Origin of the sequence: Streptomyces sp. NPDC088553, from assembly GCF_044752965.1 — a bacterium.
Lineage (GTDB): Bacteria > Actinomycetota > Actinomycetes > Streptomycetales > Streptomycetaceae > Streptomyces.
In genome coordinates, this window is the sequence record NZ_JBIVMG010000003.1 from 366,132 (window position 1) to 383,536 (window position 17,405).

15 protein-coding genes are annotated in these 17,405 nt (G+C 73.6%); 9 read left to right on the forward strand and 6 right to left on the reverse strand.

Annotated features, from left to right (window positions below; all coding sequences use genetic code 11):
• Positions 1-55 precede the first annotated feature (55 nt).
• A complete protein-coding gene (locus tag ACIP8Z_RS11035; protein ID WP_402081515.1) occupies positions 56-883 on the forward strand; it encodes an MBL fold metallo-hydrolase in 828 nt (275 codons plus the stop codon).
• A gap of 77 nt (positions 884-960) precedes the next feature.
• Here the strand turns inward: ACIP8Z_RS11035 and ACIP8Z_RS11040 are convergent, their stop codons facing one another.
• Positions 961-2,202: an ROK family protein gene (locus ACIP8Z_RS11040; RefSeq protein WP_402081518.1), complete on the reverse strand. Its 1,242-nt coding sequence runs from the start codon at positions 2,200-2,202 to the stop codon at positions 961-963.
• A gap of 120 nt (positions 2,203-2,322) precedes the next feature.
• On the opposite strand from ACIP8Z_RS11040, the gene ACIP8Z_RS11045 reads away from it, so the two are divergent.
• From ACIP8Z_RS11045 to ACIP8Z_RS11055, 3 genes are all read left to right on the forward strand, one after another.
• Positions 2,323-2,904 carry a winged helix-turn-helix transcriptional regulator gene (locus tag ACIP8Z_RS11045; protein WP_402081520.1) on the forward strand — a complete coding sequence of 194 codons (582 nt, stop codon included), beginning with the start codon at positions 2,323-2,325 and terminating at the stop codon, positions 2,902-2,904.
• Complete coding sequence (locus tag ACIP8Z_RS11050; RefSeq protein ID WP_402081523.1) at positions 2,901-3,845, forward strand: ketopantoate reductase family protein; 945 nt, start codon at positions 2,901-2,903, stop codon at positions 3,843-3,845. Before ACIP8Z_RS11045 ends, ACIP8Z_RS11050 begins: the two co-directional genes overlap by 4 nt.
• A gap of 484 nt (positions 3,846-4,329) precedes the next feature.
• Positions 4,330-4,926, forward strand: a complete 597-nt coding sequence (locus tag ACIP8Z_RS11055) for a DUF1349 domain-containing protein (protein WP_402081526.1) — start codon at positions 4,330-4,332, stop codon at positions 4,924-4,926.
• Here the strand turns inward: ACIP8Z_RS11055 and ACIP8Z_RS11060 are convergent.
• Positions 4,840-6,486, reverse strand: a complete 1,647-nt coding sequence (locus tag ACIP8Z_RS11060) for an FGGY family carbohydrate kinase (RefSeq protein WP_402081528.1) — start codon at positions 6,484-6,486, stop codon at positions 4,840-4,842. The two genes, ACIP8Z_RS11055 and ACIP8Z_RS11060, sit on opposite strands and share 87 nt — an antisense overlap.
• Positions 6,487-6,624: 138 nt before the next feature.
• On the opposite strand from ACIP8Z_RS11060, the gene xylA reads away from it, so the two are divergent.
• The 4 genes from xylA to ACIP8Z_RS11080 all read left to right on the forward strand — a co-directional run bounded on the left by xylA (position 6,625) and on the right by ACIP8Z_RS11080 (position 10,817).
• Complete coding sequence (gene xylA / locus ACIP8Z_RS11065) at positions 6,625-7,794, forward strand: xylose isomerase (RefSeq protein ID WP_319313842.1); 1,170 nt, start codon at positions 6,625-6,627, stop codon at positions 7,792-7,794.
• Between the two features lie 193 nt (positions 7,795-7,987).
• The gene (locus tag ACIP8Z_RS11070) at positions 7,988-8,752 is read left to right on the forward strand and encodes a (Fe-S)-binding protein (protein WP_402081530.1); all 765 of its coding nucleotides are present in this window, start codon (positions 7,988-7,990) and stop codon (positions 8,750-8,752) included.
• A complete protein-coding gene (locus tag ACIP8Z_RS11075) occupies positions 8,749-10,185 on the forward strand; it encodes a lactate utilization protein B (protein WP_402081532.1) in 1,437 nt (478 codons plus the stop codon). Before ACIP8Z_RS11070 ends, ACIP8Z_RS11075 begins: the two co-directional genes overlap by 4 nt.
• Positions 10,182-10,817, forward strand: a complete 636-nt coding sequence (locus ACIP8Z_RS11080) for a lactate utilization protein C (protein ID WP_402081534.1) — start codon at positions 10,182-10,184, stop codon at positions 10,815-10,817. The genes ACIP8Z_RS11075 and ACIP8Z_RS11080 overlap by 4 nt, the downstream gene beginning before the upstream one ends.
• Here the strand turns inward: ACIP8Z_RS11080 and ACIP8Z_RS11085 are convergent.
• The 4 genes from ACIP8Z_RS11085 to ACIP8Z_RS11100 are packed head-to-tail and all read right to left on the reverse strand — an operon-like array spanning position 10,814 to position 15,073.
• The gene (locus tag ACIP8Z_RS11085; RefSeq protein WP_402081537.1) at positions 10,814-11,839 is read right to left on the reverse strand and encodes a LacI family DNA-binding transcriptional regulator; all 1,026 of its coding nucleotides are present in this window, start codon (positions 11,837-11,839) and stop codon (positions 10,814-10,816) included. The genes ACIP8Z_RS11080 and ACIP8Z_RS11085 overlap by 4 nt on opposite strands.
• A 29-nt stretch (positions 11,840-11,868) precedes the next feature.
• Positions 11,869-12,783, reverse strand: coding sequence for a carbohydrate ABC transporter permease (locus ACIP8Z_RS11090; RefSeq protein WP_402081540.1), 915 nt, complete (start codon positions 12,781-12,783; stop codon positions 11,869-11,871).
• Positions 12,780-13,763: a carbohydrate ABC transporter permease gene (locus tag ACIP8Z_RS11095; protein ID WP_402081542.1), complete on the reverse strand. Its 984-nt coding sequence runs from the start codon at positions 13,761-13,763 to the stop codon at positions 12,780-12,782. The genes ACIP8Z_RS11090 and ACIP8Z_RS11095 overlap by 4 nt, the downstream gene beginning before the upstream one ends.
• On the reverse strand, positions 13,760-15,073 hold the full coding sequence (locus ACIP8Z_RS11100; protein ID WP_402081545.1) for an ABC transporter substrate-binding protein: 1,314 nt from the start codon (positions 15,071-15,073) through the stop codon (positions 13,760-13,762). Before ACIP8Z_RS11100 ends, ACIP8Z_RS11095 begins: the two co-directional genes overlap by 4 nt.
• 206 nt (positions 15,074-15,279) lie before the next feature.
• Here ACIP8Z_RS11100 and ACIP8Z_RS11105 point away from each other — a divergent pair, with 206 nt between their 5' ends.
• The gene (locus tag ACIP8Z_RS11105) at positions 15,280-17,313 is read left to right on the forward strand and encodes a beta-galactosidase (RefSeq protein ID WP_402081548.1); all 2,034 of its coding nucleotides are present in this window, start codon (positions 15,280-15,282) and stop codon (positions 17,311-17,313) included.
• Positions 17,314-17,405: the final 92 nt, after the last annotated feature.

The following is a 17,405-nucleotide window of genomic DNA, read 5'->3' on the forward strand; positions in this document are numbered from 1 at the left end:
TGAGAGTGATCGATCTCCTGTACGCGCAGGCCCCGGCGGTGGCAGGGTCGGTGTCATGGCGAGCAGCGGTGAGATGACGCGGATGGGCCCGGTGACGGCACTCCTGGACGCCACCGGGCTGTTCTTCGAGTCGGCGCGGGACGCCTTCCCCGGGGCGGTGGCGGCGGACTGGGCGGCCGCCGCGGCCCTCGACCCCGGTGCGGTCGGGCCCGACGGAGCGTGGCGGCTGGACTTCCGCTGCTTCGCCGTCGCCGAACCGGACGGTTCGGGCTGGACGCTGATCGACGCGGGCGTGGGGCCCGCCGAGGGCCCCGGGGCGCCCTGGTGCCCCGTGCCCGGCCGGCTGCCGGACGTCCTCGCCGGGGCCGGCGTCGACCGGGCCGACGTCCACACCGTCGTTCTGACGCATCTGCACGAGGACCACACCGGATGGGCCGCCGACGCCGCCGGCCGGCCGTTCTTCCCGGACGCCCGGTACGTCGTCCAGCGCGCGGAGACGGCGGCCCTCGACCGCCTCGACCCGGTGTGGGACTGGGTCGTGGCGCCGCTCCGCGCCGCAGGGCAGCTGCACGAGGTCGACGGCAGGCACCGGCTGCGCCCGGGCGTCACGCTGCTGCCCACCCCCGGGCACACCCCCGGCCACCAGTCCGTCCTGGTCGAGCGGCCGGACGGCCGGGACGTCCTGGTCACCGGCGATCTCCTCGTCCACGCCGTGCAGCTCGCCGCGCCCGCCGTGGCCTACGCCCACGAGCGTGACCCGGCGACCGCCCGGACCTCCCGTGAGGAGCTGCTCGCGCGCGCCGCCGACAGCGGGGCGGTCCTCGCGACGGCGCACCTGACCCGGCCGTTCGTCGAGGTACCGGGGAGTCCCGCGGGGTTGTGACGGCGGGGGCGGCCCTCGGACGGGCCCCCGGACGGGCTCCTCGGACGGCCCTCGGGCGGCCTTCGGTGGTCCCTCCGTCAGGCCCCCCGCCCCATCCCCGCCCCTGTCCCCGCTCCGGTCACCGTGGCGTACGCCAGGGGGTCGGCCAGGACGTCGTGGAGGACGAGGGCCGCCGCGCCCCGGGAGGCGTCGGTGGCGGCGGAGGCCGGACGGAGGCGGCCCACGTCCGGGCTCCAGAGGCCGGAGACGACGCGGTCGGAGAGTTCCTCGGCCAGGGTGGGGACGAGCCACGGCATCAACTGCGGGTAGATGCCGCCGAGGACGACCGCCTCGGGGTCGAGGAGGTTCACGGCGCCCGACAGGGCGCGCCCGAGCATCCTGCCCGCCTCGGCGAGCGCGGCGAGGGACCGCGGGTCCCCCGCCCCGGCGCGGTCCGCCAGTTCGGGCACGTCCGCGGCCCCAGCCGCCGCGAGGAGCGCGGCCTGGCCCGCGTACTGCTCCAGACACCCCCGGGAGCCGCAGCGGCAGCGCGGGCCCTCGGCGTCGACGACCAGGTGGCCGATCTCGCCGGCGAAGCCGTGCGCGCCGCGCAGGAGTTCGCCGTTGACGACGATCGCGCCGCCCACGCCGATCTCGCCCGTGAGGTGCAGAAAGGTGCGGCGGTCGCCGAGCGAGCCGAACCACAGCTCGGCGTGGGCCGCCATGTTGGCCTCGTTGTCGGAGATCAGGGGGAGGCCCGCGGTGCCGGGGCGCAGGGCGGTGAGGGCCTCGCCGAAGAGGCGCTCGGCGTCGACCTCGTACCAGCCGAGGTTGGGTGCCTGCCGGACGGCTCCGCCGGAGACGAGGCCCGGCAGGGCGAGTCCGGCCCCCGCCGGGGCGAGGCCTCGCCCGGCGGCCGTGTCGAGGACGTCGGCGGCGATGCGGGCGGCACGGGCCAGCACGTCGGGGGCACCGGCGGCGCGGTTGTCGAGGCGCTCGGTGCGGCGGACGCGGTCGGTGCCGGTGAGGTCGACGACGCAGACCGTCACGTAGTCGACGTTGATCTCGACGCCGAGTCCGGCGGGGCCGGTGTCCGCGGGTTTGAGGACGGTGCCCGGCCGCCCCGCCTGCCCGCTGAACGTCTTGCCCGATTCGACGAGGAAGCCCAGTTCGAGGAGCTGCTCGACGAGGGAGGAGACGGCGGGCCGGGTGAGTCCGACGCGGGCGGCGACGGCCGCCCGGGTGGTCTCGCCCGCGTCATGGACGGTCCGCAGGACGAGACTCAGGTTGTGCCGGCGCACGCCCGACTTGTCGGCCTTGGGTTCCGTGGGCTGGTTCATGGTGAGCGCGAGCCTAGCCGTCCCTTTCGCTCACCCGGAAACGTCTCCGCCGCCGGAGACCTGCACCGGCCCGCCATAAAGAGTTCAGTCACCGAACTCTTGTGCGCTAGGGTCACGGCCATGACGCTTCCGCGTGACTACCGCGGTCAGACCTGCGCGCTCGCCCGCTCCATGGAGATCGTCGGCGAGCGCTGGACGCTGCTGATCCTGCGGGACGCCTTCTACGGGGTCCGCAGGTTCGGGGAGTTCGCCGCGCACCTGGGCGTGCCCCGGGCCGTGCTCACCGACCGGCTCACCACCCTCACCGATGCGGGCGTCCTGGAGCGTCGCCCCGGGACGGGCACGGGCCGCCGCGAGGTGTACGGGCTCACGCCCAAGGGCGTCGCCCTCTGGCCGGCCGTCCGCGCGCTCACCGCCTGGGGCGAGGAGTTCCACCCGGCGGACGGCGGCCCGCGCCGCGTCTTCCTGCACGCCGGGGACGAGGCCCCGCTCGACGCGGGCGGACGCTGTACGGGCTGCGGCACGGCCGTACCCGTCGCGGACGTCGTGGTCGCCCCGGGCCCGGGCCTTGCGCCCGCCACCCCGGACGACGACCCGGTGACGGCCGCGCTCGCCCGGCCCCACCGGCTGCTCCGGCCCCTGCTCCGCCCCCCGCTCACCACCGCGCCCCCGGGGCGCCCCACGAGAGGTCCACAACGATGAAGATCCTGGTCGTCGGCGCCGGTGCCACCGGTGGCTACTTCGGCGCCCTGCTCGCCCGCGCCGGACAGGACGTCACCTTCCTGGTCCGCCCGGCCCGTGCGGCGGCGCTGCGCGAGCGCGGGCTGCGGGTGGTGGGCCGGGACGAGGAGTGGGTCCTCACGCCCCGCCTCGTGACGGCCGACGCGCTCGACACCCCGTACGACCTCGTGCTGCTGTCGGTGAAGTCCACCGGCCTCGACCAGGCGATCGAGGACATAGGGCCGGCCGTCGGACCGGACACGGCCGTCGTGCCGCTCCTCAACGGTCTCGCCCACCTCGACGCCCTCACCGCCCGCTTCGGGGCCTCGGTCGTCCTCGGCGGCGTGGCCAAGGTGGTGACCACGCTCGACGAGACCGGTGACATCCGGCGCCTCGCCCCGCTGGCCCATCTGACGCTCGGCGAGCAGGACGGCACGCGCTCCGCGCGCGCGGCGAGGTTCCGGGCGGTGCTGGAAGAGGCGGGCATCGCCTCGCCGGAACCGGAGCACGTGGTCACGGCGATGTGGCACAAGTGGGTGTTCATCACGACCTTCGGCGCCGTGACCAGCCTGATGCGGGGCACGGTCGGCGACGTGTACGACGCGCCGGGCGGTCCCGCCCTGGCCCCGGCGCTGCTCGCCGAGGCGTCGGCGGTCGCCGCCGCGGCCGGACACCCCGTACCGGAGACGGAGCAGGCGGCGTCGCTCGCCGTGGTGGCCGCGTCGGGGTCGCCGATGGTGCCGTCCCTCTACCGCGATCTGACGGCGGGCCGCCCGACCGAGGTCGAGCACCTCTTCGGCGACCTCACCACGCGCGCGCGTGCCCTGGACGTGGCGACCCCGCTCCTGGACCTGGCGACGCTGCACCTGCGGGTGCACCAGCGCCGTGTGACGGCGGGGGCGGGCGTGGACGGCGGGGCCTGAGGGGAGGGCGGGTCGGGCATCGGCGGGGGCCGGACGCCGATGCCGGATGGCGGATGCCGATGGCGGAGCCCGGACGCCGGTGCAGGACGCCGGTGCCGGACGCCGGACGCCGTCGCCGCCAGGCCCCGTCGGCCGGGCGCCGGACGCCGGACGGAGTCGCGGCCGGACCGGACGCCCGAGGCCGGACGCCGTCGCCGCCAGGCCCCCTCGGCCGGGCGCCGGACGCCGGACGGAGTCGCGGCCGGGCCGGACGCCGTCGCCGCCAGGCCCCGTCGGCCGGGCCGGACGTCGGACTCCGGGCCTCATGGCCGCCAACCCGGTCGGCCGGGGCTCGGACTCCGGGCCCGGGCCCGGGGAATCGCCGCCGGCGGCGGCTCGCTGGGCCCGCTCCCCGGGGGAACCGCCGAGTTGGACTCTCGTGCCACTTCTTGGATCCTCGGCGAACTCCGTGGCACGCTCCCGGCCCGCTCACGATCATGACGTCATGAACGTCGACACCTCACTCCCCCTCGGCCTCGACTGGGTGACCGCCCCCGCCGCCTGGTCCCTCACCGACGGTGTCCTCACCGTCACGGCCGCCCCGCACACGGACGCCTTCACAGACCCGGTCGGCGGGGCGGCCCGGCGTGACGCCGCCGTGGCCCTGACCACTCCGCCGGACGGCGACTGGCAGCTCTCGGCCCGCCTTCGCGTCGGCTTCCGGTCCGCATGGGACGCGGGGGCCCTGTTCATCCGCTCCGACGACGACCACTGGGCCAAGCTCAACTTCGAGCAGGCTCCCGACGGAACTCCCAGCGTCTACTCCGTCGTGACCCGCGGCCGGTCCGACGACGCGCTCGCGGGCCCGGTCGCGGGAGAGGCCTTGTGGCTGCGCGTCAGCCGGATCGGCGAGGGGTTCGCCTTCCACGTCTCGGACGACGGCGCGTTCTGGCGCCTGGTGCGACAGTTCGCCCTGGACGGACCGGGTCCCGTCCGGGCCGGCATCGAGGTCCAGTCACCCGTCGGCGAGGGATGCCGCGTCGACTTCGACGACATCCGCCTCACCCCGACCACCCTGGCCCACCTCTTCGACGGTCGATGACAGCAATGTCGGCGTCGCGGCCGACAGGACCCCCGCGATGCGGTTCCAGGTCTCCTCGTCGCGGCCGACCGCGGGCAGGACCTCGCCCGTCCCCGTGCCCCAGGCCGTCGTCAGGGCCACCGGGTCCGTGCCCGTCACCGCGCCCGCCGCGAGGGCGGCGGCGCCGAGGGCCACGAGTTCCTCGGCGGCCGGGACGACGAGGGGGCGGCCGGAGAGCCTGCGGACGGTCTCGGTCCAGGCCCGGCCGCGCGCCCCGCCGCCGATGAGGCGCAGCGGCCGGTCCCGTACGTCGGGGGCGGCCGGGTCGAGGCCGCAGGCGGCGAGGAGGTGGTCGAGGGCGCGCAGCACCGTGAAGGCCGCGCCCTCGTAGGCGGCGCCGAGGATCGACCGCGGGTCCGTGGCGTGCCGCAGGCCGGTGACCAGGCCGGCGGCGTGCGGCAGGTCGGGGGTGCGTTCGCCGTCGAGGTACGGCAGTACGACGACGCCACCGCCTCCGTCGCCGCTTCCGCCCGGTGCCGCGTCCTCGCGGTCCAGGCCGAGGAGCGTGGCGAAGCGGTCGACGGCGAGGGTGCAGTTGAGGGTGCAGCCGAGGGGGAGGTAGGTCCCGTCGGTGGCGGCGAACCCCGCGAGTCCGGGGTCCGCCGGGCGCGCGCGGGTCGCGGCGAAGACCGTGCCCGAGGTGCCGAGGCTGACGACCGCGTGGTCGAGGAGACCGGCACCGCCGAGTCCGAGGCCGACGGCGGCGGCCATGTTGTCGCCGGTCCCGGCGGCGACGACGACGGTACGGGGCAGTCCGAGGGCCTCGGCGGCGGCCGCGGTCAGGGTGCCCACACGGGTGGCGCCGCCGGGCGCGACGGCGGGCAGCAGAGCCGGGTCGAGTCCGATGAGGTCCAGGATCTCCGGGTCGTACGTACCGGAGCCGTACGCACCGCGGTCGTACGCACCGCGGTCGTACGCACCGCCGTCGTACGCACCGCGGCCGCCCGCACCCGTCCCGTACCAGCAGGTCCCCGACGCGTCCCCCGGGTCGGTCACCGCGATTCCGGTCAGGCGCTCCGTCAGGTGGTCGTGCGGGAGGCGGACCCCCGCGACGGCCTCCGCGTGGCGGGGTTCGTGTTCGCGCAGCCACTGCCACTTCGCGGCGGTCATGGAGGCGACGGGGACCGAACCCGTGCGGGCCAGCCAGCCGGCCGGGCCGCCCAGGCGGGCGGCGAGGGCGGCGGCCTGCGGGGCGGAGCGGGTGTCGTTCCAGAGCAGTGCGGGCCGCAGGGGGCGGCCGTCGGCGCCGAGGGTGACGAGACCGTGCTGCTGTCCGGCGACGGCGATCCCGGTCACGGCCTCGGCCGGGACGCCCGCGTCCCGTACGGCCGCGCGGACGGCCGTGACGAGGGCGGTCCACCACTCCTCGGGGTCGCTCTCGCGCGCGCCGGCGGAGCCGGTGACGGTGTGCGGGGCGCGGCCGACGGCGAGGAGCTCGCCGGTGTCGGCGTCGACGGCCGCGGCCTTGGTGGACTGCGTGGAGCTGTCCACGCCGATCACGACGGAGCGCCTCGTGGGCACGTCCTCACCTCTTCCCTGTGGTGCGTCACGGTAGGTCGTCACGGGGGCCGATTCGTGGCTGGGGCTGGCGCCCCGGTGTGTCCGTCCCGTATTAGTTATCTCAGAAAACAAATCCCGAGAGCAAGAGAAGGACACACCATGCCGGACCTCTTCGCCCCCACCCCCGAGGACCGTTTCACCTTCGGCCTGTGGACCGTGGGCTGGCAGGGCCGCGACCCGTTCGGCGAGGCCACCCGCCCGGCCCTCGACCCCGTCGAGACGGTCGAGCGCCTCGCCGCCCTCGGCGCCTACGGCGTCACCTTCCACGACGACGACCTGATCCCCTTCGGCGCTCCGGAAGCCGAGCGCGACGCGATCGTCAAGCGCTTCCGGGCCGCGCTCGACCGCACGGGGCTCGCGGTGCCGATGGCCACCACGAACCTCTTCACCCACCCCGTCTTCAAGGACGGCGGCTTCACCGCCAACGACCGGGACGTGCGCCGCTTCGCGCTCCGCAAGACCCTCCGCAACATCGATCTGGCCGTCGAACTCGGCGCCACGGTGTACGTGGCCTGGGGCGGCCGGGAGGGCGCCGAGTCCGGCGCGGCGAAGGACGTCCGGGTCGCGCTCGACCGCATGAAGGAGGCCTTCGACCTGCTCGGCCAGTACGTCACCGAGCAGGGCTACGACCTGCGCTTCGCCATCGAGCCCAAGCCGAACGAGCCGCGCGGCGACATCCTGCTGCCCACCATCGGGCACGCCCTGGCCTTCATCGAGCGTCTGGAGCGCCCCGAACTCGTCGGCGTGAACCCGGAGACGGGCCACGAGCAGATGGCCGGGCTCAACTTCCCGCACGGCATCGCGCAGGCGCTCTGGGCGGGCAAGCTCTTCCACATCGACCTGAACGGCCAGTCCGGTATCAAGTACGACCAGGACTTCCGCTTCGGGGCGGGCGATCTGCGCCAGGCGTTCTGGCTGGTGGACCTGCTGGAGACGGCCGGCTACGAGGGCCCGCGCCACTTCGACTTCAAGCCGGTGCGGACGGACGGCTCCGACGGGGTGTGGGAGTCGGCGAAGAACTGCATGCGCAACTACCTGATCCTCAAGGAGCGCGCGGCGGCCTTCCGCGCCGACCCCGACGTCCAGCAGGCCCTGGCCGCCTCCCGTCTGCCCGAACTCGCCGTCCCCACGGCCGCCGACGGCCTCGCGGGGCTGCTCGCCGACCCCACGGCGTACGAGACCTTCGACCCCGACGCGGCGGCCGCCCGCTCCATGGCCTTCGAGCACCTCGACCAGCTGGCCCTGGAGCACCTGCTCGGCGTCCGCTGACGCCCGCGCCGCGGGAAGGTCGGTACCCGTCGAGCGGCGGACGACCGGTTCCGGCTGGAGCACCACGTGCTCGTGCCGGCGGTCGGCCGCCCGCTCGCCGGTCACGTCCGGGGGGGCCGCCGGGCTCATCGGCGAAACAAGCGCGAGGCGTCGGCTCGTCGCACGCACACAGCCCCTGCCACACTACGAACCCGTGAAGGCAGAGCAGCGCGTGAAGGCAGAGGAGCCCGAGGACCCCGTGAAGCGTGTCGCCCTCTTCGTGACCTGCGTCAACGACGCCGTCTTCCCCGCGACGGGCGTGGCCACCGTCCGCGTCCTCGAACGCCTCGGCGTGGAGGTCGACTTCCCGGCCGCGCAGACCTGTTGCGGACAGCCGCAGTTCAACACCGGGTACCGCGCCGAGACCGCGCCACTGGTACGACGCACGGTCCGGGCCTTCGAGGGGTACGAATACGTCGTCACCCCGTCGGGCTCGTGCGCGGCGATGGTGCGCCACCACTACGCCTCGTTCGGCGCGGAGGCGGCGGACCTGGCTCCGCGCGTGTACGAGCTGACGGAGTTCCTGGTGGACGTGCTCGGGGTGACGGACGTGGGCGCGTACTTCCCGCACCGGGTGACGTACCACCCGTCCTGTCACGGTCTGCGTCTCCTCGAGCTCGGGGAGCGGCCGCGCCGGCTCCTGGAGGCGGTGAAGGGGCTGGAACTGGTGGAGCTGCCGGGCGCGGAGGAGTGCTGCGGCTTCGGCGGCACGTTCGCGGTGAAGAACCCGGACGTGTCGGCGGCGATGGGCGCCGACAAGATCGCGAACGCGCTGTCCACCGGCGCCGAGGTCCTGTGCGGCGCGGACAACTCCTGCCTGCTGCACGTGGGCGGCATGCTGAGCCGGCAAGGGGCGCCGCTGCGCGCGGTGCACCTGGCGGACATCCTGGCGAGCACGGAAGAGGAGCCCTGGCGATGAGTGAGACGTCCGGCGGGACCTTCGTCGGCATGCCGGCGTTCCCGGAGGCGGCGCGGGCGGCGGTCGGGGACGCGACGCTCCGCGCCAACCTGCGGCACGCGACCCACACGATCCGCGACAAGCGGGCGCGGGCCGTGGCGGAGCTCGACGACTGGGCGGAGCTCAGGCAGGCCGGGAAGGAGATCAAGGACCGGACGCTCCGTCATCTCGACGAGCACCTGCTCCGGTTGGAGGAGGCGGTGACGGCGGCGGGCGGCACCGTGCACTGGGCCGCCGACGCGGCCGAGGCCAACCGGATCGTCACGGGCCTCGTCAGGGCGACGGGCGAGACGGAGGTGGTCAAGGTCAAGTCGATGGCCACCCAGGAGATCGGGCTCAACGAACACCTGGAGGCCGAGGGGATCGCCGCGTACGAGACGGATCTCGCGGAGCTGATCGTGCAGCTCGGCGACGACCGGCCCTCGCACATCCTGGTTCCCGCCATCCACCGCAACCGGGGCGAGGTCCGTGACATCTTCCGGGAGAAGATGGGGAGTTGGGGGCGGCCGGCGCCGGAGGGGCTGAGTGACACCCCGGCCGAGCTCGCGGAGGCGGCCCGGCTGCACCTGCGGGAGAAGTTCCTGCGGGCCAAGGTCGGGATCTCCGGGGCGAACTTCATGGTCGCCGAGACGGGCACCCTCGTCGTCGTCGAGTCCGAGGGCAACGGCCGGATGTGTCTGACGCTTCCCGAGACCCTGATCTCGGTCGTCGGGGTGGAGAAGGTGGTGCCGGCCTGGCGGGATCTTGAGGTGTTCCTCCAGACGCTGCCGCGCTCGTCGACCGCCGAGCGCATGAACCCGTACACGAGCATGTGGACCGGCACGAGCGACGACGACGGGCCGTCCGCCTTCCATCTGGTGCTCCTCGACAACGGACGCACGGACGCGCTCGCCGACGAGGTCGGGCGGCAGGCGCTGCGCTGCATCCGCTGCTCGGCCTGTCTCAACGTCTGCCCGGTGTACGAGCGGGCAGGCGGTCACGCGTACGGCTCCGTCTACCCCGGGCCGATCGGCGCGATCCTCACCCCGCAGCTCCGGGGCACGGTGAGCGAGGTCGACGCCTCCCTGCCGTACGCCTCCTCGCTCTGCGGGGCCTGTTACGAGGTGTGCCCGGTGGCCATCGACATCCCCGAGGTCCTGGTGCATCTGCGCGAGCGGGTCGCGGCCGAGGGCGGGAAGGGACACCGGCTCGAACGGGCGGCGATCAGGGCATCCTCGTGGGTGCTCGACCACCCGACCGTCCTCGCGGCGGGCGAGCGGATCGCCTCCGCCACGCGCGCGCTGCACCCGAAACGGCTGCCGGGGCCGGGCGCCCGCCAGTGGTCCGAGCACCGGGACCTGCCCGAACTGCCCGCCGAATCGTTCCGCGACTGGTGGAGGAAGAACCGCCGATGACCACCGACTCACGCGCGCGCGTGCTCGCCCGCATCCGCGCCGCCGTCGCCGACGCGCCCGAGGCCCCGGCCGTCACCCGCGCCTACCGCGCGAGCCACAGCGCCGAGGACCCCGACGCGCTCCTCGACCTGCTCCACGAGAACCTCGCCGACTACCGCGCCCACGTCCACCGCTCCACGCCGGACGGTCTGCCGGAGCTCATCGCCCGGCTCCTCGCGGACCGCGGCGCCCGCAGTGTCGTCGTACCGCCCGGGCTGCCCGAGGAGTGGCTCGCCGCGACCGGCGCCGAGCGGCGGACCGACGCGCCCCGGCTCACCCCGTACGCACTCGACGGCATCGACGCGGTGGTGACGGGGTGCGCGCTCGCGATCGCCGAGACCGGCACGATCGTCCTCGACGGCGGTCCGGGGCAGGGCCGTCGGGCCCTCACCCTCGTGCCCGATCTGCACGTGTGCGTGGTCGGGGCCCCCGAGCAGGTGGTGGCCTCCGTGCCCCAGGCGCTCCCCCGGCTCGACCCGACCCGTCCGCTGACCTGGATCTCGGGGCCGTCCGCGACCAGCGACATCGAACTCGACCGGGTCGAGGGCGTCCACGGCCCCCGGACGCTGGAAGTGATCCTGGTCCAGGCCTAGGCCGATTCCCTCCGGACCAGCCGCGTCGGCAGGATCACCGTCGCCGGGTCCTCGCCCGCTATCCGGGCGAGGAGCGTCCGTACCATCTCGGTGCTGATCCGGTCCCAGGGCTGGCGGATGGTGGTCAGCGAGGGGCGGGAGGACAGCGCCGCCGGGGAGTCGTCGAAGCCGCCGACGGCGATGTCCTCGGGGACCTTCCGGCCCGCGCGGGAAAGGGAGTCGAGGACCCCCTGTGCCATCAGGTCGGAGGCGACGAACACGGCGTCGATGTCCGGGGCCCGCTCCAGGAGGGCGCGGGCCGCGTCCTCGCCGCTGGCCCGGCTGTAGTCGCCGCAGGCGATCAGGGTCTCGTCGGCGGGCAGCCCGAACTCGGCGAGCGTCTCGCGGTATCCGGCGAGGCGCTCCACCCCGCCGGGGGTGTCGAGGGGGCCGGTGACGGTGGCGATCCGGCGCCGTCCGGAGGCGTACAGGTGGCGGACCATGTCGCGGGCGCCCTCGCGGTCGTCGGCGGCGACGTAGCCGATCCTGGCGGTCTGGCCGAGGGGCTTGCCGCAGGCGACGACGGGGACGCCGGCCTCGTGCAGCCGGGCCACCACGGGGTCGCCGGAGTGGCTGGAGACGAGGAGGACGCCGTCGACGTGACCGGCCTCGATGTAGCGGAGGTTGCGGCGGCGCTCGTCCTCGGTGCCCGCGATCATCAGGAGGAGCGGGATGTCCTGGGCCGCGAGCGCCTGGGTGCAGGCGCGGAGCAGCACGTTGAAGTTGGGGTCCTCGAAGAACCGTTCCTGGGGCTCGGTCAGGAGGAAGGCGACCGAGTCGGACTTGCCGGTGATCAGCGAGCGGGCGTGCCGGTTGACGACGTAGCCCGTTCTGCGGATCGCGGCGTCCACGGCCGCCTTGGCCGTGGGGCTGACGTAGTGGCCGCCGTTGAGGACACGGGAGACGGTGCCGCGCGACACCCCGGCCTCGCGGGCCACGTCGTGGATGGTCGCCGGGCGGCGCCTGCTCGCTGCTGTGCTCATGCTGTGTGTTTCCCCTCGATCCCCTGTGCTCAGGACTTTACGGCGCCGGACAACAGGTCGAGGCTCCAGAAGCGCTGGATGACGAGGAACAGGGCGATCAGCGGGGCGATGGCGAGGAGCGCGCCGGTGATCACCAGGGTGTACAGGGAGGGCTGGGAGGCGCCCTGCTTGAGCAGGGTGAACAGGCCGACGGTCATGGGGAACTTCTCGTCGTCGCCGAGCATGATGAAGGGGAGCAGGAAGTTGTTCCAGATGGCGACGAACTGGAAGAGGAAGATCGTCACCAGGCCGGGGGCCATCATGGGGACGGCGATCCGCCGGAAGATCCGCCACTCGCCCGCGCCGTCCATGCGGCCGGCCTCGACGAGCTCCATGGGGATGGCGGCCTCGGCGTAGACGCGGCCGAGGTAGACGCCGTACGGGGAGAGGATCAGCGGCAGCAGCACCGAGGCGTAGCTGTCCGTCAGGTCGGCCTCGGCCATCAGCAGGTACTGCGGGATGGCGAGGATGACCGGGGGCATGAGGACGCCGGTGAGCATCACGTTGAAGAAGGCCTCGCGGCCGCGGAAGCGGTAGATCGCGAGGGCGTAGCCGGCGAGGGCGGAGACGACGGTGGACAGGACGGCGCCGAGGCCCGCGTAGAACACGGAGTTGAGCATCCAGCGCCAGTAGATGCCGTCGCGGTACGCGCTGAGGTCGGTGACGTTGTCGGCGAGGCCGCCGCCGGGCAGGAAGGTGAAGGTGGAGAAGAGCTCGTCGTCGGGCTTGGTGGCGGCGACCACGACCCAGGCGACGGGCAGCAGGCAGTAGAGCGCGCCGAGGACCAGGGCGGCCGTGGGGAGCAGCGCGGTGCGGCGGGGGCGGCATGGGCCCTGGGGGGTGCCGGGGGTGGTGCCCGCGGCGGTGGCTTCCTCGTGGAGCGGCGGGGAGGCGAGCCCGGTCATCGGCTGGCTCCTTGCGTGGTGCGGCGGTTGGAGATCCTGAGGAGGGCGAAGGAGAGGACGAAGGTGGCGAGGGCGAGTACGACGGCGGTGGCCGAGGCGGCGTGGATGTTCCCGCCGGTGAAGGCGTCGTTGTAGACCTTCATGAGGGGGCTCCAGGTGGAGGGGATGCCGTTGGTGAGCGGCTTGAGCGTGGTGGGCTCGTTGAAGACCTGGAGGGTGGCGATGATCGAGAAGAAGAAGGTGAGCACCAGCGAGGGCACCACCATCGGGATCTTGACGCGCAGGGCGATCTGGAGTTCCGAGCAGCCGTCGAGCTTGGCCGCCTCGTACACCTCGGCGGGCAGCGAGCGCAGCGCGGTGTAGATGACGATCATGTTGAAGCCGGTGCCGCCCCAGACCGCGATGTTCGACATCGCCAGGTAGAGCGGTCCGCCGTCCATGAGGTCGGGCTGGGGCAGGCCGAGCTCGTCGAGGACGTAGTGGAAGGGGCTGACGTCCGGGAGGTAGAGGAAGCCCCAGAGGACGGCGGCGATGACACCGGGGACGGCGTACGGCAGGAAGATCGCGAGCCGGGCGAAGGAGCGGCCCCGGACGCGCTCGGAGTCGAGCAGGAGCGCGAAGAAGAGGGCGAGGCCGAGCATCACGGGGACGACGATGGCGCCGTAGCCGAGCACGCGGAGGGCGCTGGCGGCGAGTTCGGAGTCGGTGAGGGCCGAGGTGTAGTTCTCCAGGCCGGCCCAGACCTCGGATTTGGCGCCCTTGCCGAGGCCGAGGCCCTTGACCTCGACCTTGTGGAAGCTGAGCCACACGGCGTAGCCGATGGGGAGGGCGAAGAAGAGGGCGAAGAGGACGGCGGCGGGGAGGAGGAAGAAGTAGGGGGCGCTTCGCGGTCGTTCGAGGGTGGTGGTGGGCGACGGGTGGGCGTACGGGGCCGCCTTGACCCCGTACGACCGGCGCGCGCCCTTGGGGGGCTGCGTCACTTCGCGACCTCGAAGCCCTGCTTCTTCAGGTCCGTCACGGTGGCGGACTGGACGGCGGCCAGGGCGGTGTCGAAGCCGGACCTGGCCTTGGCGGCCTTGCCGAACTCGTCCTTGAAGGCGGTGTAGGCGACGTTGACGTTGGGGCCCCAGGCGGCGGGTGCGGTGGTCTTCGCTATCTCGGCGGCGCGGGTGTAGAAGTCGGGCTGGTTGGCGAAGTAGTCGGGGGCCTTGGCGAGGGCGCCGCTGGTCTGGGCGGCGGTGGCCGCCGGGTAGATGCCGCTCTCCTTGACGAGGGCGGCGAGGGCGACGGGGTCGGTGTTCAGCCAGGTGGCGAACCGCGCGGCGGCCTTCTTGTGCTTCGAGTCGGTGGTGACGGCGGTGGAGGAGCCGCCCCAGCTGCCGGTGGACGAGCCGCCCTCGGTCCACTGCGGGAGGGGTGCCATGGCCCACTTGCCCTTGGTGTCGGGGGCGGCGGTGGTCAGGGTGCCGGGGGCCCAGACGGCGGAGACCCAGGCGAGCTGCTCGCCGGTGTTCATGGCCTTGTTCCAGGAGGGGGTGTACATCGGCTGGTTGTCGATGGCGCCCTCGGCGACCAGGCCGCCCCAGAAGTCGGAGACCTTCCGGGTGGCGGCGTCGTCGATGCCGACCTTCCAGGTGTCGCCCTCGAAGGTCCACCACGTGGCGCCGGCCTGCTGGGCGAGTCCGGCGAAGAGGCCGGAGTCGTTGGCGGAGAAGGTGGTCAGTGACTGCTTCGGGGCCTTCTTCTTCAGGTCGCGCGCGGTGGCGGCGAACTCGTCCCAGGTGGTGGGGACGGAGAGGCCGTACTGCTTGAAGAGGTCCTGGCGGTAGAAGAACATCAGCGGCCCGGAGTCCTGCGGCAGGGCGTAGACGGCGTCCCCGCCGAAGGTGGTCTGCTGCCAGATGCCGGGGGCGAACTTGTCCTGGACACCGGCGACATCGGGGGCGATGTCGGCGAGGGCGTCGTTGGAGACGAGGGTCGGCAGGGCCTGGTACTCGGCCTGGACCAGGTCGGGGGCCTTGTGCGCCTTCGCGGCGGTGATGATCTTGGTGACGAGGTCGTCGCCGGAGGCCTGCTTCTGCACCGTCACCTTGATGTCGGGGTGTTCGGCGTTCCAGAGGGCCACGACCTTGTCCATGCCGGGGGCCCAGGCCCAGTAGGTGAGCGAGACGGGACCGGAGTCGGCCGCCGCCTCGTCCCCGGATTCGGAGGATCCACAGGCGGTGAGCGCGGTGGCGCCGAGCAGGACGGCGGTGGCGGCGGCGAGGCTGCGGCGCATCGTGTGGGGCATGGGGTGCTTCTCCCTGACCGAAAGGGCCTCTCCCTAGGGCGGGGAGGCCGACCATGCATCTGTGAGCGTTCACAGTAGAGAAACGTTCCGGACACTTGTCAATGGTTGTTCGTGTGCGGTTATGTTGCGTCGTCACATCGATATCGACTGTGTGCACGTTCACAACGAACCAGAGCTTTCATCGTTCGAGGCTTCAGGAGAGACCCATGCCGCAGACCACGCCCAAGGGCCTGCACCGGCTCGCGTTCGGCGGGGACTACAACCCCGAGCAGTGGCCGGAAAGCGTCTGGCAGGAGGACGTCCGGCTCATGCGGGAGGCCGGCGTCACCATGGTGAGCGTCGGAATCTTCTCCTGGGCCCTCCTCGAACCGGAGCCGGGCCGGTACGACTTCGCCTGGCTCGACCGGCTCCTCGACCTGCTCCACGAGCACGGAGTCCGCGTCGACCTGGGCACACCGACCGTGGCGCCGCCCGCCTGGTTCTACCGGGCGCACCCCGAGGCGCTGCCCGTCACCGCCGAGGGGATGCGCCACTCGTACGGCTCACGCGGGGCGATCTGCCACAGTTCCGCCGCCTACCGGACGGCCGCCGCGGGCATCACCACCGAGCTGGCCCACCGCTACGGCAGCCACCCGGCGCTCGCGCTCTGGCACGTCCACAACGAGTACGGCGTCCCCGTCAGCGCCTGCTACTGCGACGGCTGCGCCGCCCACTTCCGCCGCTGGCTCGACGGCACATACGGCTCGGTGGAGGCGGTGAACGAGGCCTGGGGCACCGCGTTCTGGGGGCAGCGCTACTCCTCGTACGCGGAGATCGACCCGCCCCGGGCCACCCCCACCGTCGGCAACCCCGCCCAACAGCTCGACTACCGGCGCTTCGCCGACGCCACCCTCCGGGAGAACTTCCGGATGGAACGGGACATCCTGCACGAGCTCGCGCCCGGCGTCCCCGTCACCACCAACTTCATGACCGCGCTCAGCCAGTGCGACTCCATCGACTACTGGGCCTGGGGACGCGAGGTCGACCTCGTCACCAACGACCACTATCTGATCACCGACGGCCGCCGCACCCATGTCAACCTGGCCATGGCCGCCGACCTCACCCGCTCCGTCGCCGACGGCGCGCCCTGGCTGCTCCTTGAGCACTCCACCTCGGGCGTGAACTGGCAGCCCCGCAACCCGGCCAAGCGCCCCGGCGAGATGGCCCGCAACTCCCTCGCCCATGTCGCCCGCGGCTCCGAGGGAGCCCTGTTCTTCCAGTGGCGCCAGTCCCGGCGCGGCGCCGAGAAGTTCCACTCCGCGATGGTCCCGCACGGCGGCACCGACACCCGGATCTGGCGCGAGGTCGTCGCCCTCGGCGCCGACCTGGAGGCCCTGGAGGAGGTACGCGGCAGCCGGACCGTCCCGGACGTCGCCATGCTCTGGGACTGGCACTCCTGGTGGGCGCAGAACCTGGAGTGGCGGCCGAACGCCGCCCACGACGCCCGAGAGCGCGCCGACAGCTTCTACGAGACCCTCTACGACCGGCACCTCACCGTCGACTTCGCCCACCCCGAGGCCGACCTGTCCGCCCACCCGCTGGTCGTCGTCCCCGCGCTCTACCTCATGACCGAGGCCGCCGGGCAGAACCTCCGGGAGTACGTCGAGAACGGCGGCACGCTCGTCGTCTCGTACTTCTCCGGGATCGTCGACGAGCACGACGCGGTGCACCCCGGCGCCTACCCGGGCGCCCTCCGGGACGTCCTCGGCCTCACCGTGGACGAGTGGTCGCCGCTCCTGGACGAGCAGCGCGTGCGGATCACCGGTCCCGGCGGCGCCTCGCTCACCGGCGACGTGTGGACGGAGTTCGTCCGGCCACGCGGCGCCGAGACCGTGTGGACGTACGCCGACGGGCCGGCCGCCGGCGGCCCCGCGGTGACCCGGCACCGGCTCGGGCGGGGCACCGCCTGGTACGTCTCCACCCGGCTGGACGCGGCGTCGCTCGACGCGATCGTCGCCGCGGCGTGCGAGGACGCGGGGGTCGCGGCACGTACCGCGCTGCCGCGTGACGTGGAGGTCGTGCGCCGCGCGGGTGACGGCGGGCGGTACCTGTTCGCCCTCAACCACTCCGCCGAGGACGCCGAGGTGCCGCTCGACGGCTCCGGGACCGAGCTGCTCGGCGGCGCCTCGGGGGGCACGCCCGTCGGCGGGAAGGTCACCGTCCCGGCCGGTGCCGTGCGGGTCGTGCGGCTCGACGCCTGACCCCACCCCCCTCCCCCGGCCGGCCGGGGGTCCCTGATCCCACCCGGGGGCGGCAGCGCCCGCTGCGCCGCCCCCGGGTGGACCGCACCACC

Coding starts and splice junctions, on each gene's coding strand:
- ACIP8Z_RS11035 (WP_402081515.1), top strand. CDS start 56: ATGGCGAGCAGCGGTGAGATGACGCGGATGGGCCCGGTGACGGCACTC.
- ACIP8Z_RS11040 (WP_402081518.1), bottom strand. CDS start 2,202: ATGAACCAGCCCACGGAACCCAAGGCCGACAAGTCGGGCGTGCGCCGG.
- ACIP8Z_RS11045 (WP_402081520.1), top strand. CDS start 2,323: ATGACGCTTCCGCGTGACTACCGCGGTCAGACCTGCGCGCTCGCCCGC.
- ACIP8Z_RS11050 (WP_402081523.1), top strand. CDS start 2,901: ATGAAGATCCTGGTCGTCGGCGCCGGTGCCACCGGTGGCTACTTCGGC.
- ACIP8Z_RS11055 (WP_402081526.1), top strand. CDS start 4,330: ATGAACGTCGACACCTCACTCCCCCTCGGCCTCGACTGGGTGACCGCC.
- xylA (WP_319313842.1), top strand. CDS start 6,625: ATGCCGGACCTCTTCGCCCCCACCCCCGAGGACCGTTTCACCTTCGGC.
- ACIP8Z_RS11075 (WP_402081532.1), top strand. CDS start 8,749: ATGAGTGAGACGTCCGGCGGGACCTTCGTCGGCATGCCGGCGTTCCCG.
- ACIP8Z_RS11080 (WP_402081534.1), top strand. CDS start 10,182: ATGACCACCGACTCACGCGCGCGCGTGCTCGCCCGCATCCGCGCCGCC.
- ACIP8Z_RS11085 (WP_402081537.1), bottom strand. CDS start 11,839: ATGAGCACAGCAGCGAGCAGGCGCCGCCCGGCGACCATCCACGACGTG.
- ACIP8Z_RS11090 (WP_402081540.1), bottom strand. CDS start 12,783: ATGACCGGGCTCGCCTCCCCGCCGCTCCACGAGGAAGCCACCGCCGCG.
- ACIP8Z_RS11100 (WP_402081545.1), bottom strand. CDS start 15,073: ATGCCCCACACGATGCGCCGCAGCCTCGCCGCCGCCACCGCCGTCCTG.
- ACIP8Z_RS11105 (WP_402081548.1), top strand. CDS start 15,280: ATGCCGCAGACCACGCCCAAGGGCCTGCACCGGCTCGCGTTCGGCGGG.